Below are 15,967 nucleotides of genomic sequence, written 5' to 3'. Positions count from 1 at the left end.
GCTCGCCGTCCTCGTCCGCCGCGGAGCCGACTTCGCGGCGGCCGAGGACGCCGTGCAGGACGCGCTCATCGAGGCGATCCGCGTCTGGCCCGCCGACCCTTCCCCAAGCGCTCGGCTTCGCTCGAGATCTCCGCGTCGACCTCGGCAGTCGGCACCTACCGAGCGCTGCTGCCGGTTGGTCGCGATATAGTCAGGAAGGTTTCCTTACTAAAGGGGATTTCGCGATAAGGTAACAACGACGGCATGTGGCGGCAAGAGGGTCTGACGACAACAGACGACGAAGAGGTGCGATGGAGATCCGTCGAGAGCTCGCAGGCGCGGCTCTGCCCAGCATGAGCCTGCTGCGGGAGCTGACCGACCAGATCGTGCTGGACACCGTGTTCGAGCAGGCGCCCATCACCCGCGCGGAGCTCGCGCAGCGAACGGGCATCTCGAAGACCACCGTCTCGGAGTCGGTGCGCCGTCTGGAGGAGATGAAGCTGCTGCTGCCCGCCGGGGAACAGCGCGGCCGACAGGGGAGGGTCGGTACCTACTACCAGGTGGCCGCGGACGCGGGCTTCGTCATCGCCGTAGACCTCCATCAGAACGAGATCAGGATGTGCGCCGCCGACCTTTTCGGCCGCCCGTTCCTGGAGAGCACGCACCAACCCGCTCAGCCCCGCGACCCCGAGCACATCGCCAGGCAGTTGCGCTCCATCATCACCGGGGCGATCGACCAGGGGACCGTCGGCCACGGAAAGCCCCTGACCATCGGGGTGTCTGTTGCCAACCCCGTCGATCCCAGGACTTCCGCCGTGATCCCGCTGGAGGACACCCCCTACCCGGAGGGCGTCTTCCAGCCCCAGGAAGCCCTGGCCGGTCTGACCGACGCCCCGCTGCTGGTGGAGAACGACGTCAACCTCGCCGCCGTGGCCGAGCGTTGGCACGGCGCGGGACGCGGCGCGGACAGCTTCGCCTACGTCTTCATCGGCGTCGGGATGGGCATGGGGCTGGTCATCGGCGACCGGCTCATCCGGGGCGCGCGCGGGGTGGCCGGGGAGATCGGCTACCTGAGCGTCAGCTCCCAGCCCCCCGGCACCCAGGTCCGACACGGCTTCGCCCGCGCCGTCGCGGCGGCGGGGTTCCGCGCGCAGCAGTCAACAACTGACGGTCCGGATTCCGTGACCGTCGCCCGCGAGATCCTTCGGCGTGCCGACGAGGGCGACGACCAGGCCCGCGCCGTCGTCGAAGCGGAGGGCCGCACCATCGGCGAGGCGATCGCCACCGTCTGCGCGGTCGTCGACCCCGAACTCGTCCTCCTCGGCGGCCCGATCGGCAGCCACCCCGCCCTGCTCGAACCCGTCCGCGCGGCGGTGAACGCCCTCGCGCCCCTGCCCCCACCCATCGAGTCCGGCGCCCTGGGCGACGCGGCCCCCCTGCGCGGCGCCCTCGCCGTCGCCCTGAGGCGCGCCCGTGCCGACCTGCATACCCGTGCCCAGGGAACCTGAGGCCGCACAGGCGAGTCCCGCGAGCGGCCGGCAGTACGCCGCGCCGGCCCGGCCTGCGCACGCGCGTCAGGCGGCAGCGAACTCCATGGCGGCCATGGCGGCTGTCTCCGCGTCCGGCAGCACATGGTGATTGGTCATCAGCAGATCCGGGGAGGCGAGAAACGCCGTTCCCAGCGGCAGCAGCCTGCCGTTGTCGAGCATCGAGACGCGGCCCACGGTCGCGGCGGCACGCGACCCGCGCGAGAGGAAGCTGACCGCCTGGAGGTCCTTGGAGGCGCCGATAATGCGCTCCAGCAGCCGTCGGCCCGGCTTTTCCTGCGCTGCAAGCGACAACACCGTCTCCATGGGCAGCGCATCACCGCTGATCAGGTGTTCCGCACGCGCCTGGAGCTGGGTTTCGGTGTCCGGCAGGGAGACACCCTGCCCCGTCGGACGCTTGGCCGCCTCACGCTGCGGGAGCCCTTCGCTGTAGCGCGCGGCCGCTGCTTCGTCATGGCGCCGGCGGGCGGCCTGCACTCGCTCATGCATGTCTGCAGTGAAAACGTCGGAGTCCATGACCACCATCCCGAAGGCGAGGCTGAGGAGGAAAACGGGCTGGTTTCTGCATAGCAGGATCTGCCGCCGCGCCGCATTGGGGGACTCCCCATGGAACCGGCTGCCGGCCGTGTTCTTGGTCGGGTTGCCCTGTTCGGTAATCCGGTGGACGTCGTTCGCCGCGAAGCATGGCACGCTTCCGGACGTACTGCGGAGGCCTCATGTCTCCTGGCGGTCCCGACCGGCTCCGACCAGAGACAGGCGGAGCGCCTGCACCACCGCCTCGTAACCACGGATCCGATTCAGCCACCCATCCGCCAGCAGCAGACGGGCCAAGGCCCGCATCCGCATTCCAAGACCCTGACGCGATTCCAGGACCCTGACGCGTAAATAGCAGCCCTCGGCCGGCAGGTCCTTGAGCAGGTAGCCGTGGGCGCCCGCCCGCAGCGCCTGTACGACGTACTCCTCGTCGTCGAACGTCGTCAGCATCACCACTCTGCACTCCGGTGCCCGGCCGCGCAGGACGGCGACCGCCTCGACCCCGTCCATCTCCGGCATCCGGACGTCCATGAGGATGACGTCCGGTTCCAGCTCCAGGGTCTTCGCCACGGCGTCCCGGCCGTCCACGGCCGTACCGACGACGGCGATGCCCGGCCGGATGGACAGCAGGGAGGCGATGCCGTCCCGGATGAGTCGCTGGTCGTCCACCACCAGCACCCGTACCGGCGGCGCCGGCTCCTGGTCGTCCGTGGTCATCTTTCCCCCGTCTTCCCGCGCGGAACGGTCACCGTCAGCCGGGTACCGGAGTCCGGGCCGCTGTCGATCTCCACGCTCCCCGCCACCAGGTGCACCCGCTCCCTCATCCCGAGCAGCCCGAACCCGGTGACGGTCGCGTCCGGTGCGAAGCCGCGGCCGTCGTCGGTCACTTCCAGCTGTGCGGCGTCCTCGGCCAGGCGGACGGCCACCGTCACCCGCGTGGCCCGCGCATGGCGGCGCGCGTTGGTCACGCCCTCCTGCGCGGCCCGGTACAGAGCGGTCAGCTCGGCCGTGCTGTAGCCGTCCTCATCACCGTTCACCTCGACGGTGACCCGCGGCGATGCCGCACCGCTGTGTGTCAGGCCGGCCAGCGCGGCCGCCAGCGTGGGGTGCGCCGCCTCGCCGCGCAGCGCGCGGACCGACTGCCGGACGTCGCCCAGCGCGAGCCGCACCGACCGCCTCGCCTCGGTCAGCGCCCGCTGGGCCGCGTCGGGGTCCAGGGCCCGGAAGTCCGAGGCCATCTCCAACTGCACGGACATCGCCGTGAGATGGTGCCCGAGACTGTCGTGGATGTCCCGGGCCAGCCGGTTGCGCTCGGCGGCGGCGGACAGCGCGGCGACCCGCGCGGCGTACTTTTCCACTTCGAGCCGGGCGCGCTGTTCGCCGACGGCCACGGCGGCCATCGAGATCGCCAGCACCAGGCCGACGGAGAGCATCAGCAGGTCGGACACGCGCTCCAGATCGCGATACCAGCCGGGTGCGGTCAGCAGGTACGCGGTGAGCGGCCCGGCCAGGCACAGCGCGCCCAGCGCGAGCGCGGTCGTGCGGCCGAAGGCGAAGTAGGCGGTGAACGGCAGCAGCACGAACAGCACTTGGGACAGGCCCGAGGTGTCGAGGAACACCACAGCACCGATCAGTCCGCACCGGGCCAGCAGCAGCGGCACCCGGGCCCCGGGCCGGCGGCGTCCGACCGCTTCCAGAGCGAACAGCGCCCCGATCGCGGCCACAAAACCCGACACTCGCCATGCCGCGGGCTCAGGGCCGTCGCCCAGGCCGGCCGCCGCGTAGTACAGACCGCCGACGAGCACCGCGCCGTACAGCAGCGGCGCCACCCACCGCACGGGCCCATATGCCGCCATGCGCACCGCCTCGCCCCCTCACCCGCTGCCGCCAGGCTAGGCCGAACGCGACCGCCGAGGGGCACCGGCGGGAAACTCCGGCCGGTTCGGGCCGATCGGCACATGCCGAACGGCACAACACGGCCCGGAAGACGGTGACTTCCGGCTGCCGACGGCCGACGTCCTGCACCTCCCGCCACCTGCTTGCCGCTCCCTACCGTGACGGCCCTGACCCACTGCCCGAGCCAGACCGAGCACCCGGAGCGGCCTCATGTCCTCGTCCCTCACCTCATCGACCCTCACCTCATCGACATCGACGTTTCGTGCCGGCGCCCTGTGCGGGCTGCTGTCCGGCCTGCTGATCGCCCTGCCCGCGCTGGTCGAGGCGTTCACCGGGGAGACCTCCGCGACCAGCGTCCCCCTCGCCCTCTCCTCCGCGTTCGCCCTGCCGCTGCTCACCGCACTGCACCGGCGGCAGGGCCCGGCCGGCGGGCGCCTCGCGGAGGTCGCCCACATCGTGAACCTCGTCGGGCTCGGTCTGTTCGGTGGTGCCGCGTTCGCCTCGAACCTGGTGCTGTTCTACTTCGACGACGACGTCATCGAGGAGACCCTGACCGGGCCCACGATCCCTGCATTCATCGGCTCCGCGGCGGTCTTCGCCGTGGGCTGCGCCCTGTTCGGAGCGGCGATGATCCGGGCCCGCGTCCTGCCGAGGGTTCCGTCGTGGGGGTACGCCGTCGTCCTGCCGCTGTTCGCGTTCCTGACCTCGCTGCCCGACTCCCTGCTCACCAGTGCGCTGCACGTCCTGGTCGGCGTCATCCTGATGTGGCTCTCGGCCGCGCTGTGGCGGACAGCTGGAGGTATCGAGCACGCTTCCGCCCCGAACCCGGTGTCCGCCTGAGCCGTCGTGCGAACCCCTCCCAGGTCAGAGCGGATTTGCGGGTACGAACGAGCTGTCCTGGCGGAACACGTCGGAGCCGTCCGTCGGGTCCACCCGGAGCTGGTAGCTGTAGTGGCGCAGGTAGTACCCCGGGTAGTTGTACGACTCGAAGCGGACGGAGCCGCTCGCCGTGCCCGTACGGGCGATGTACGTGGCGTCCCTGGCGAAGGTCGACGAGCCGTCGTTCGCGTCGAAGCGTGCCCGGAAGTCCCAGTGGCGCAGATAGTTCCCGGCCGCGTTCCGGAAGGAGTAGCCGCCCGCGTCGGCGAGACCCGGCACGACCGTGAACGTCGCCGCCTGCTTCTCCGCCGCGCTGCTCGTGGAGCTCACCACGGGGAGGTTGAGCAGGGCGGACTGCTCCTGCCAGTAGCGGGTGGTGTAGTTGGCCGAGCGCAGCGAGCGGCTGACGTTCGCCGGCAGGTTCACCCCGCCGGAGACCGTCTCCTTGAGCACGGTGAAGTGGCGTGCCGTGCCGGAGATCGACGGCAGCCTCTTCGGGGCGCTCCAGGTGGCGAAGGTGTCGTAGCTGTCGCTGTAGTAGTAGCTGCCGTCGCCGTAGCCGTCGAAGAAGATCCGCCACGCGCCGTTGTCGAGCTGGATCAGCGCGGCGCCCTCGCGGGTGCTGCCCCAGCCCGCCCAGTTGCCGGTTCTGCGAATGGTGTACGGGCCGTTGAGGGCGGTAGCGGTGGCGTACTCGATGTACTTCGTCGTCTCGTTCTTCGTGAACGCGTGGTAGGTGGAGCCGAGCTTCACGATGAACGTGTCGATGTGGTTGGCGCCGATGCCGGACAGGGCCACGGGCGAACTCCACGCGGTGAGCGCTGAGTTGGTGGCCCTCAGCCGATACGGCGTGAAGATCCACTGGTCGTTGGTGGTCGAGCAGGACAGGATGATGTTCACGCTGCCGTCGCTGTCGACGAACCACTCGGGTGCCCAGGCGCGCGACAGGTTCGCGATGGGGACGGTGTAGTCGTACAGGAACGTCCAGTTGACCCGGTCCGAGCTGCGGGCGAAGCCGATGGTGGTGCTGGTGTCCTGCCAGGTGTGCGTGGTGTACGTGACGTAGTAGTAGCCGTCGGAGTGCCGGAAGATGCTGGCGTCACGGATCCGGCCCGCCGGCGGGGTGTACGCGGACGCCTTCAGCATCCGGAAGTCGGTGGCGTCGTCGGACTCGTACACATTGACCGTGGCGTCGGTGCTGTTGAGGAACGGCACGATGGTGTAGCGGGTGGCGGAGCCGCGGGGCGGTGCGGCGGCCAGGGCCGAGCCGAGCGTTCCGGGCAGTGCGCCCAGCAGGACCGCCGAAGCGGGGAGGGCGGCCATCGCCCGCAGCACGCCACGGCGGGACGGTGTCAGGGAGTTCGGGGCTCTGGTGTCGTTCGGTACGGCGGCGGGTCTGTCCGGTGTGTTCATGTGCGGCTCTCCTCGGTGCTTTCTTCTGCGGGTACGGCCCGTCCCATGGGCCCTGTTTCTCGTTCGGGGCCCTGCGGAACGGGCCGTACGCAGCGGTCAGTTCACAGGCGCGCCCCGATGGCCGTGCCGTTACGCGGGACCAGGAAGCCGGCGGCGGACGGCAGGGAGCCGTCGGCGTCGCGGGGCCCCGTGATCGCGGCCGGGTTTGTGCTCTGGACGGAGGACTCGCCCCAACTTCCGCCCAAGTTCCAGGAGTTGCCGGTGGCGACGGTGCCCGAGCCGACGGCGACGGCCCGCCCGTCCGCGACCGACAGGTTCTCCTTCAGTACGGCACGCGATCCCGCACCGTCGGCGTCGAAGCCCGTACCGGCGTTGCCGAAGGTGGAGTTGCGGCTCAGCGCGAGCGCGCCGGGGTTGCCGTTGTCGGTGACGCCGTGCTTGGCGTTCTTGAACGAGACGCTGTTGCGCAGGGTGTGGGCGACCGACGGGTCGGGATCCCCGCCGCCCATCTTGAAGCCGTTGCCGTCGCCCGCGAAGTCGGGGAAGTTCCAGCGGTTGAAGCCGTTGCCGTACGCGACCGTGTCCTCGATGACGATCGGCGAGGTGAACTTCCAGGCGTCGAAGCCGTCGTCGACGTTGTTCCACAGCCGTGCGCCCCGCACCACGTTGCCGCTCCCGCTGCCCTCCTTGATGGCGAGCCCGTCCGCGCTCTCGCCGTTCTTGCGCGGATCGCGGTTGCCGTAACTGTCCAGGTTCAGGATCTGGTTGTTGCTGGAGGCACCCTGCAACTGGAAACCCGACTCGTAGTTGTCGTGGGTGCGCAGGCCGGAGAAGACGTTGTTGTTGCAGCCGTCGCAGTAGATGCCGTACGGGCCGTTCACGATCTCCAGTCCCGAGATCCGCCAGTGGGACGCCTCCTGGTGGATGGCACCGCGCTCGGCACGCGGGATGCTGCCGCCAACAGGTGTGTGACTGGCGGGCAGTTGCTCCCCGTCGACGACGACGCGTTCACCCTGGTACGCCTCCAGGGTGATCGGCTGGGACGCCGTGCCCGAGGTGGTGATGGTGATGTTGTCGGTCATCCCGTACGTACCGCCGCGGACGGCGATGACGTCACCGGGCCGCGCCTTGTCCACGGCCTTCTGAATGGTCCGCAGCGGACGCGCGAGCGTTCCTGGAGCGGAGTCGTCGCCGTTCACGGCCACGACGATGGTGGGCGTGGCGGCGGCTGATGTCCCCTCGGCCGTCACTGTCGCCGTTGCTGTCGTCGTCGGCACCGCGACCCCCAACACGAGTAATCCGGCGAGCACACCGACTGTGCGCATAAGGCTTCCTCTTCCTGTCCGGACGGATGTCGTCTTTCTGTGGTCACCCGACCGCGGGACGTTGCCGTGTCGCGCTGTCGGGAACCATGAACACCGGCCAATGGCCGACATTTCGAACGGAGTTCGGCAAGCCGGTCGAAACGTAAGGTGCAGGTGGGGCCGCGTCAAGACTCCGCGAACGCTTGGCGACTTCTGGCGCCGGTGAGTCGCAGGCATACGTACGAGCTGATCGTGACGCAACCATTGACGTGCACCCGCCTGCCTCTTACGTTCTGGTCGGTTATCCGAACCTTGATCGATATATCGGACATCGCTCCCGACCAGAAGCTTGAGTAGAAGAGGCCCCCCCATGGCGTCATCCCCCTCCAGACGATCCCTGCTCCGCGCCGCCGCCCTGGTCGCCGCGACCCCGGTGATATCCACGATCCCCGTCGGCCGCGCCGCCGCCGAGACCGGTGCCGCCGCGGCAGCGGTCGCCGTCGCGGCCGGGCTGCCGGCGCCGACCGCCTGGGCGGTGCGGCCGTTCGAGCTGGAGGACGTGAAGCTCGGGCAGGGCGTCTTCGCCACCAAGCGCCAGCTGATGCTCGACCACGGTCGCGGCTACGACGTGAACCGGCTGCTCCAGGTCTTCCGCGCCAACGCCGGGCTCTCCACGGGCGGCGCGGTCGCCCCCGGCGGCTGGGAGGGCCTGGACGGCGAGGCCAACGGGAACCTGCGCGGCCACTACACCGGCCACTTCCTGACCATGCTGTCGCAGGCGTACGCGTCCACCGGCGACCAGGCGTACGCCGACAAGATCCGCACCATGATCGGCGCGCTGACCGACGTGCGCGCGGCACTGCGGACCGCCCCGCGCATGCTCGCCGTCACCGGGAAGTGGGGCGGCGCCCACGAGAACGTCCGGGGCTCGTACCAGTACGTCGATCTCCCGGCCGCCGTGCTCGGCGGTGCCGCGGCGATCACCCTGTCGGTCTGGGTGAAGCCCACCCACAACGCCAACTGGCAGCGTGTCTTCGACTTCGGCAACAACGCCACCCGGTACATGTACTTGGCCGGCCGCAACGCGAACGGAGTGCCGCGGTTCGCCATCACCACCAACGGGCCGGGCGGGGAGCAGGGGCTCAACGGCACCGCCGCGCTGCCGCTGAACCAGTGGAGCCATCTGGCGGTGACCATCTCCGGCAGCACCGGCACCCTCTACGTCAATGGCACCGCCGTCGCCCAGAACACCTCGATGACGCTCAACCCGTCCGTCCTGGGCACCCTGACGAACAACTGGCTGGGCCGCTCGAACTTCTCCGGCGACCCGGTGTTCGCGGGCGCCTTCGACGAGTTCAACGTCTGGTCACGGGCCCTGACCGCGGCCGAGATCACCTCGCTGCAGACGAACGAGGCCAAGAACTCCTCCGCCGGACTTGGCAACCTCGCGTCGTACTACTTCTCCGCCACCACCGGCGGCACCTTCGCCGACGCCTCGGGCCGTGGCCTGACCGCCACCCTGCGCCGCACCTGGGGCGGACCGAGCCACCCCGGCTTCCTCGCCGCGTACCCGGAGACGCAGTTCATCGACCTGGAGTCGCGGACCACCGCGGACTACACCAAGGTCTGGGCGCCCTACTACACCGCGCACAAGATCCTCAAGGGCCTGCTGGACGCGTACCTCGCCACCGACGACGACCGGGCGCTCGACCTCGCGTCCGGCATGTGCGACTGGATGTACTCCCGGCTGTCCAAGCTGCCCGACTCCACGCTCCAGCGCATGTGGGGCATCTTCTCCAGCGGCGAGTTCGGCGGCATCGTCGAGACGATCGTCGACCTGCACTCGATCACCGGCAAGGCCGAACACCTCGCGCTGGCCAAGCTGTTCGACCTCGACAAGCTCATCGACGCCTGCGCCGCGAACACCGACACCCTTGACGGCCTGCACGCCAACCAGCACATCCCGATCTTCACCGGGTACGTCAGGCTGTACGACGCGACGGGCGAGACCCGCTACCTCACCGCCGCCAAGAACTTCTGGGGCATGGTCATCCCGCACCGCATGTTCGGCATCGGCGGGACGAGCACGGCCGAGTTCTGGAAGGCCCGAGGGCTCGTCGCGGGCACGATCAGCGACACCAGCGCCGAGACCTGCTGCGCGTACAACCTGCTAAAGCTGAGCCGGATGCTGTTCTTCCACGACCAGGACCCGAAGTACATGGACTACTACGAGCGGGCCCTGTACAACCAGGTCCTCGGCTCCAAGCAGGACAAGGCCGACGCGGAGAAGCCGCTCGTCACGTACTTCATCGGCCTCACGCCCGGGCACGTACGCGACTACACGCCCAAGCAGGGCACCACCTGCTGCGAGGGCACCGGCATGGAGAGCGCCACCAAGTACCAGGACTCGGTGTACTTCACGAAGGCCGACAACTCCGCCCTGTACGTCAACCTGTACAGCCCCTCCACGCTGACCTGGTCCGCGAAGGGCGTCACCGTCACGCAGGCCACGGACTACCCGAGGGAGCAGGGCTCCACGCTCACCGTCACCGGCGGCAGCGCCTCCTTCGAGCTGAAGCTGCGCGTGCCGTCCTGGGCGACCGGCGGCTTCCGGGTGACCGTCAACGGCAGCGCGGTCAGCGGAACTCCGAACCCCGGCAGCTACTTCACCGTCTCCCGGAACTGGCAGAGCGGCGACACCGTACGCGTCACCATCCCGTTCCGGCTGCGGGTCGAGAAGGCGCTCGACGACCCGTCCCTCCAGACGCTCTTCTACGGCCCGGTCAACCTGGTGGGCCGTAACTCCAGCACAAGCCATCTCCAGGTCGGGCTCTACAAGAACGCCGCGCTCTCCGGCGACCTGCTGCCCTCACTGACGCCGGTGTCCGGCAAGCCGCTCCACTACACGCTGAACGGCACCGAGTTCGCCCCCTTCTACGAGGGCACCGAGGACCGGACGCACGCCTATGTCCGCCGGGCGGAGCCCAAGGTCGTGTTCGGGAACACGGACTCCGGGGTCGCCAACCCGGCGAAGTCCGACGGTACGACGCTGCTCGACGAGATCTGGGCGGGGGCGCCGTTCGCCAACAAGGGCGCGCTGGTCTCGCGTGTGCAGTCGACCGTGAATTCCTGGGTGTCGGCCGGGCTGCTGAGCCAGGCCGACGGTCAGCAGGTGGTCACCACGGTGCAGAACGCCACGTACGTGCCCTGACGGCGGGCGGATCTCTCGGGTCTCTCCGGGCGAGGCAACTGCCGGGGAGGTCACCGGTGTTGACACGGTGACCTCCCGCTCGGCTCATGCTTTCTGCGTGTCCACGGAGATGGTTGTGACGCCGTCCCACTGCGGCGGAATGGCCCCGCTGCCGTTCGGGCCGCCGTTCTGCAGCGCGATCGTCCGCGCGGGGGAGGGGATCCTGATGCCCTCGACCCGGTAGCGCGTGTGCAGCCGCTTGATGAACTCGTGCTTGATCCGGTACTGGTCGCTGAACTCGCCGACGCCCAGGATGACCGTGAAGCTGATCCGCGAATCCCCGAACGTGTGGAAGCGGATGGCGGGTTCGTGCTCGGGCATGGCGCCCTCGACCTCCGTCATCACCTCCATCACCACCTCGGAGGTCACCCGCTCGACATGCTCCAGGTCGCTGTCGTAGCCGACCCCGACCTGCACGGTGAGCGTCATCTCCTGTTCGGGACGGCTGAAGTTGGTCATGTTCGTGCTGGACAACTGGGCGTTGGGGATGATCACCAAGTTGTTGGAGAGGTCACGTACGACCGTGTTGCGCCAGTTGATGTCGACGACATAGCCCTCCTCGCCGCTCGACAGCTGGATGTAGTCACCGGGCTGGATCGTCTTCGAAGCGAGGATGTGGATGCCCGCGAAGAGGTTCGCGAGGGTGTCCTGGAGAGCGAGCGCGACCGCCAGACCGCCGACGCCGAGGGCGGTGAGCAGCGGGGCGATGGAGATGCCCAGGGTCTGCAGGACCACCAGGATGCCGATCGCCAGCACCACGACACGCGTGATGTTGACGAAGATCGTGGCCGATCCGGCGACGCCCTGCCGTGACTGGGTCACGGCCCGCACCAGGCCCGTGATGATGCGCGCCGCCGTGATGGTGGAGGCGAGGATGAGGAGAACCGTCAGGACCTGGTTGGTGTTGTGATTGACCCGGCTCGTCAGAGGCAGGGCCGCCGCGGCAGCGGCCACGCCGCCGGCCAGCGCCGCGATCGGTACCAGCGCGCGTAGCGAGTCGACGATGACGTCGTCCCCGCGCCAACTCGTACGGTCCGCGTGCTTGCCCAGCCAGCGCAGCAGCAGCCGCAGCAGGATGCCCGCCGCAAGCCCGACAGCCACCCAGACGCCGGCGATGATCATGTCCTGCGCGGTGAGATCGCGGTTCACCAACTGCCTCCCGTCGCGCTGGGAAGGGCGCTTACGCCCGGTATGCGATGTCTTGTCACTTGGTCACCTGCTGCTCGATTCCGTGAAGTGCGCTCCCGCCGGGACATCTGTACGAAGACACGGCAGGCTCGCTCATCCTGCCGTATTCGCGCGTATGCCTCACCCCTGGCCCGCTTCGTTTCCGGCCATCGGCGTAGGCGCATTGAGTGTGTGGACGCCCGGCGTGGCTGGGGCAGGGCATGCGCGGAGTGATCACCGGCGACTCAGGGGGCTGGGACTCGTCCCCTTCGCCGCGCCCAAGATGGCCTGGATACGCCGCCACCGGGGCCGAGGCTCAGATCATCTTCAGCCGCACCAACGCGCCCAGCGTCAACGCCCCCGGCAGCAGCGGCAGCCACACCGTGATGATGCGGTAGGCGAGCACGACCGCCGTCGCCACCGCGGCCGGGCCGCCCGCCGCCACCAGCGCGACGATCAGCGCGGCCTCGACCGAGCCGATACCGCCCGGCGTGGGGATGAGCGCCACGGCGACCGTCGCCGCCAGATACGCGACCACGATGTGCAGCGGAGACACCGGCAGCCCCAACGCCAGCCCCACCGCGACCAGTCCGGCCGCCTGCAGGATGGGGAAGGAGATCGAGCCGCCCCACAACGCGAGCGCGCGCGCCGGCCGGGTGTGCACGGAGCGCGCCTCGCTCAGCGCGGTCCGCAGGAAGGTGAACACGACGGTACGCAGCCGTCGTGCGAGCAGCAGGACCGCCACCGCGACGCACACCGCCGCACCGGCGGCGAGCAGCAGCGGACCGATCGCCGCGTCCGGGATGAGCTTGTCGGGTCGCAGCGCGTCGGGGAAGGCGATCAGCAGGGCCAGCAGCAGGCCGGTCCGGGCTATGGACTCCGCGAGCAGATAGAGCGCCAGCGCGGCCGAGGAGCGGGCCAGCGGAACACCGCACACCGCCATGAAGCGGAGGTTGACGGCACTCGCGCCGAGCCCGGTCGGCAGGAGGTGGTTGGCGGCGCCCGCCGCGAACTGCGTGGCGAGCAGCCGGCATTTGGGCAGCCGTTCGACCAGGGCGCCCTGCCGGGTGACGGCCGCCGCGACCCAGGTGAGGCAGGTCGCCGCACCCGCCGCCAGCAGCCAGGGCCACTTGGCCGTCGCCAGGTGGCCGAAGCCGTCCACGAGCACGGACCAGTGGCGCACCGCGACCACGGCCACGAGGGCGAGCGGAAGCAGGCACAGGATCTGGCGGACCGGGATGCGTCGGTGGAGGGCTCGGGGAAGTCGTACGTCCGTCACACCTGGAGAGGCTTTCCGCGCCGTGCCAACGGGCGGTTGCGGGCACGGGGACGGCGGCTTACGCGCCGGGCACGTCCTTGGGTCATGTGCATCGGTCAACCCCTTGACCTCAAGGTTGCTTGAGGTCTTAGCGTCGTACGCATGAGCATGGAAACCACCGCCTGGACGCAGCTGCACAGCGTCATGAACGCCCAGCAGGAACGCCGCCCCTTCGCCCGCGCGACACTGCGCCGCATCGCCGGTTTCGCCCGCCCGCACCGCCGCCGTATCGCGCAGTTCGTCGTGCTCAGCGTGGCGACCGCGCTGCTCGCCGTGGCGACGCCGGTCCTCGCCGGGCGCGTCGTGGACGCGATCGTGTCCGGCGGTGAGGAGGGCACGGTCGTACGCCTTGCCCTGCTCATCGCCCTGATCGCGTTCGCCGAGGCGGGGCTCGGGCTGATGAGCCGCTGGCTCTCGTCGACGCTCGGCGAGGGACTCATCCTCGATCTGCGCACAGCGGTCTTCGATCATGTGCAGCGCATGCCGGTCGCGTTCTTCACACGTACCCGTACGGGGGCGCTCGTCAGCCGACTCAACAACGACGTGATCGGCGCCCAGCGCGCGTTCAGCAACACCCTGTCCGGAGTGGTCAGCAACCTCGTGACGCTGCTGCTCACCCTCGCCGTCATGCTCACCCTGTCCTGGCAGATCACCCTGCTCGCCCTGGTCCTGCTCCCGGTGTTCGTCATCCCCGCCCGCCGCATGGGCCGTCGGATGGCGAAACTCCAGCGCGAGGCCGCCGACCTGAACGCCGCGATGGGCACCCGCATGACCGAGCGGTTCTCCGCGCCCGGCGCCACGCTCATCAAGCTCTTCGGACGGCCCGACGACGAGTCGCAGGAGTTCGCGGCGCGGGCCCGGCGGGTGCGCGACATCGGGGTGCGTACGGCGATGGCGCAGACGGCGTTCATCACCGCCCTGACCCTCGTCTCCGCGCTCGCACTCGCCCTGGTGTACGGACTCGGCGGCTGGTTCGCGCTGCGCGGCAGCCTGGAACCGGGCGCCGTGGTGTCGCTGGCGCTGCTTCTCACCCGCCTCTATGCGCCCCTGACCTCCTTGGCGGGAGCCCGAGTCGAGGTCATGAGCGCCCTCGTCAGCTTCGAGCGCGTCTTCGAGGTGCTCGACCTGAAGCCGCTGATCGAGGAGAAGCCGGGCGCCCGGAAGGTGCCGGACGGTCCGGTCTCCGTCGAGTTCACCGACGTCCGCTTCGGCTACCCGTCCGCCGACAAGGTCTCCCTGGCCTCGCTCGAGGAGGTCGCCTCCCTCGACACCCGCGGCGGCGCCGAGGTCCTGCACGGCATCTCCTTCCGCGCCGAACCCGGTCAGACCGTCGCCCTCGTCGGCTCCTCCGGCGCCGGAAAGTCGACCATCGCGCAACTGCTGCCCCGGCTGTACGACACCGACGAGGGCTCCGTACGCATCGGCGGCGTCGACGTCCGCGACCTGAGCGCCGAGTCGATGCGGGCAGCCGTCGGCATGGTCACCCAGGACGGGCACCTCTTCCACGACTCGGTCCGCGCCAACCTGCTGCTCGCCCGGCCCGACGCCGACGACGACGAACTGTGGGCCGTACTGCGCCGCGCCCGCCTCGACGACCTCGTACGCTCCCTGCCCGACGGCCTGGACACCGTGGTCGGCGAGCGCGGCTACCGGCTCTCCGGCGGCGAACGCCAGCGCATGACCATCGCCCGCCTGCTGCTGGCCCGCCAGCGCATCGTCATCCTCGACGAGGCCACCGCCCACCTGGACAACACCTCTGAAGCCGCCGTCCAGGAGGCCCTCACCGAAGCCCTGGAGGGCCGCACCGCGGTAGTCATCGCCCACCGGCTGTCGACCGTACGGGCCGCCGACGCGATCCTCGTCGTCGAAGCCGGCCGGATCGTGGAGCGCGGCACGCACGAGGAACTGCTCGCGGCGGGCGGACGGTACGCGGAGCTGTACCGGACGCAGTTCCAGAAGGCCGCGCCGCTCGAGAAGGCGGATGTGGCGGAGATCGCTGTGGTGGGCGAGGCAGTGGCGTAGGCAGCGCGCGGGGCGCCGCCGTACTCTGGGCGGCGTCGGCGCGTACCCGCACCCCGGGACGCGACCCTCTTCACCCCAGGAGCAACGCCTCATGCTGCGCACCATGTTCAAATCCAAGATCTAGCATCTGGGTATTTATGCAGGTCAGAGGCGTGATCGGGTTGCTCGGGTCAGCAAACGGTCAGCATTGGGCGCGCAAGCGTCCTGGCATGCTGACCTGGTGACCGCCGCGGCGGGGCCTGGGCGCAGATGCCTGGCTCCCGTTCGGAAGGTTTGTTACATGGCACGACAGCTCGCCCGCGGTATGGGCTCGTTCTTCAAGGACTGCGGCTGCGCCAGGCTGTCCCTCCCCTCGTAGCGTGAAGACCCTGACTGCAGGGGAAGTTGGGTGGGAGCTGTTCCTGCCCTAGGAGTGGGCGGCGGGCGACAGGTGACGCGAGGCGGCCCGAGTGCCCGACCGCGTCGGACCTGGCTGGCACTGGGTCTGCTGGACCGGCTGGCGGCCTGGCTGCCGACCGTGCCAGAGATCCTGGTCGACTCCAGCTACGGCCCCAGCGTCACCTTCCGGCTCGCGCTGGAGGAGCGCGGCTGGTCATGCCTCATGGCCGTCGACCCGAACGGAACCGCTCGGCTGGCAGCGGCCGAGCCGTTTCAACCG

11 protein-coding genes and 1 pseudogene are annotated in these 15,967 nt (G+C 69.7%); 5 read left to right on the top strand and 7 right to left on the bottom strand.

The genetic code is table 11. The annotated features are described in order from the left end of the window. The first annotated feature begins 290 nt into the window (after positions 1-290). Positions 291-1,487 (top strand): ROK family transcriptional regulator, encoded by a 1,197-nt coding sequence (locus OP79_RS07280; protein ID WP_033319140.1) that lies wholly within the window; start codon positions 291-293, stop codon positions 1,485-1,487. Positions 1,488-1,553: 66 nt separating this feature from the next. Here OP79_RS07280 and OP79_RS07275 read toward each other — a convergent pair whose 3' ends face one another. Genes OP79_RS07275 through OP79_RS07265 form a run of 3 tightly spaced genes read right to left on the bottom strand, consistent with a single transcriptional unit; the run spans position 1,554 to position 3,916 of the window. Further along, complete coding sequence (locus OP79_RS07275) at positions 1,554-2,216, bottom strand: hypothetical protein (protein WP_033319139.1); 663 nt, start codon at positions 2,214-2,216, stop codon at positions 1,554-1,556. A 24-nt stretch (positions 2,217-2,240) separates the two neighbouring features. After that, positions 2,241-2,777, bottom strand: coding sequence for a response regulator (locus tag OP79_RS07270; protein ID WP_078491654.1), 537 nt, complete (start codon positions 2,775-2,777; stop codon positions 2,241-2,243). Continuing rightward, on the bottom strand, positions 2,774-3,916 hold the full coding sequence (locus OP79_RS07265; protein WP_033319138.1) for a sensor histidine kinase: 1,143 nt from the start codon (positions 3,914-3,916) through the stop codon (positions 2,774-2,776). Before OP79_RS07265 ends, OP79_RS07270 begins: the two co-directional genes overlap by 4 nt. A 250-nt stretch (positions 3,917-4,166) precedes the next feature. Between OP79_RS07265 and OP79_RS07260 the strand changes: the two genes are divergently transcribed. Next, positions 4,167-4,796: a hypothetical protein gene (locus OP79_RS07260; protein ID WP_051744461.1), complete on the top strand. Its 630-nt coding sequence runs from the start codon at positions 4,167-4,169 to the stop codon at positions 4,794-4,796. Between the two features lie 24 nt (positions 4,797-4,820). Here OP79_RS07260 and OP79_RS07255 read toward each other — a convergent pair whose 3' ends face one another. Both OP79_RS07255 and OP79_RS07250 read right to left on the bottom strand, forming a co-directional pair. Further along, complete coding sequence (locus OP79_RS07255; RefSeq protein WP_051744460.1) at positions 4,821-6,248, bottom strand: glycoside hydrolase family 43 protein; 1,428 nt, start codon at positions 6,246-6,248, stop codon at positions 4,821-4,823. A gap of 101 nt (positions 6,249-6,349) precedes the next feature. Next, entirely contained in the window at positions 6,350-7,573 is a 1,224-nt protein-coding gene (locus tag OP79_RS07250) for a right-handed parallel beta-helix repeat-containing protein (protein WP_033319137.1), read from the bottom strand. Positions 7,574-7,922: 349 nt separating this feature from the next. Between OP79_RS07250 and OP79_RS07245 the strand changes: the two genes are divergently transcribed. Further along, positions 7,923-10,763, top strand: coding sequence for a beta-L-arabinofuranosidase domain-containing protein (locus OP79_RS07245; protein WP_033319136.1), 2,841 nt, complete (start codon positions 7,923-7,925; stop codon positions 10,761-10,763). A gap of 84 nt (positions 10,764-10,847) precedes the next feature. On the opposite strand, the gene OP79_RS07240 is transcribed toward OP79_RS07245, so the two are convergent. Together OP79_RS07240 and OP79_RS07235 are read right to left on the bottom strand one after the other, a co-directional pair. Next, positions 10,848-11,951, bottom strand: coding sequence for a mechanosensitive ion channel family protein (locus tag OP79_RS07240; RefSeq protein ID WP_033319135.1), 1,104 nt, complete (start codon positions 11,949-11,951; stop codon positions 10,848-10,850). A gap of 334 nt (positions 11,952-12,285) precedes the next feature. Further along, entirely contained in the window at positions 12,286-13,248 is a 963-nt protein-coding gene (locus OP79_RS07235; protein WP_033319134.1) for a lysylphosphatidylglycerol synthase transmembrane domain-containing protein, read from the bottom strand. A gap of 141 nt (positions 13,249-13,389) precedes the next feature. Here OP79_RS07235 and OP79_RS07230 point away from each other — a divergent pair, with 141 nt between their 5' ends. Together OP79_RS07230 and OP79_RS58450 are read left to right on the top strand one after the other, a co-directional pair. Further along, positions 13,390-15,309 carry an ABC transporter ATP-binding protein gene (locus OP79_RS07230; protein ID WP_033319133.1) on the top strand — a complete coding sequence of 640 codons (1,920 nt, stop codon included), beginning with the start codon at positions 13,390-13,392 and terminating at the stop codon, positions 15,307-15,309. A gap of 388 nt (positions 15,310-15,697) precedes the next feature. Beyond that, positions 15,698-15,955: pseudogene (locus OP79_RS58450) on the top strand (transposase); the annotation flags it as partial. Positions 15,956-15,967: the final 12 nt, after the last annotated feature.

The organism is Streptomyces yerevanensis, from assembly GCF_000716805.1.
Classification (GTDB): Bacteria; Actinomycetota; Actinomycetes; order Streptomycetales; family Streptomycetaceae; genus Streptomyces; species Streptomyces flaveus.
This window is presented reverse-complemented; position numbering and strand designations above follow the sequence as displayed.

Coding starts and splice junctions, on each gene's coding strand:
- OP79_RS07265 (WP_033319138.1), bottom strand. CDS start 3,916: ATGGCGGCATATGGGCCCGTGCGGTGGGTGGCGCCGCTGCTGTACGGC.
- OP79_RS07255 (WP_051744460.1), bottom strand. CDS start 6,248: ATGAACACACCGGACAGACCCGCCGCCGTACCGAACGACACCAGAGCC.
- OP79_RS07250 (WP_033319137.1), bottom strand. CDS start 7,573: ATGCGCACAGTCGGTGTGCTCGCCGGATTACTCGTGTTGGGGGTCGCG.
- OP79_RS07260 (WP_051744461.1), top strand. CDS start 4,167: ATGTCCTCGTCCCTCACCTCATCGACCCTCACCTCATCGACATCGACG.
- OP79_RS07245 (WP_033319136.1), top strand. CDS start 7,923: ATGGCGTCATCCCCCTCCAGACGATCCCTGCTCCGCGCCGCCGCCCTG.
- OP79_RS07280 (WP_033319140.1), top strand. CDS start 291: ATGGAGATCCGTCGAGAGCTCGCAGGCGCGGCTCTGCCCAGCATGAGC.
- OP79_RS07270 (WP_078491654.1), bottom strand. CDS start 2,777: ATGACCACGGACGACCAGGAGCCGGCGCCGCCGGTACGGGTGCTGGTG.
- OP79_RS07230 (WP_033319133.1), top strand. CDS start 13,390: ATGAGCATGGAAACCACCGCCTGGACGCAGCTGCACAGCGTCATGAAC.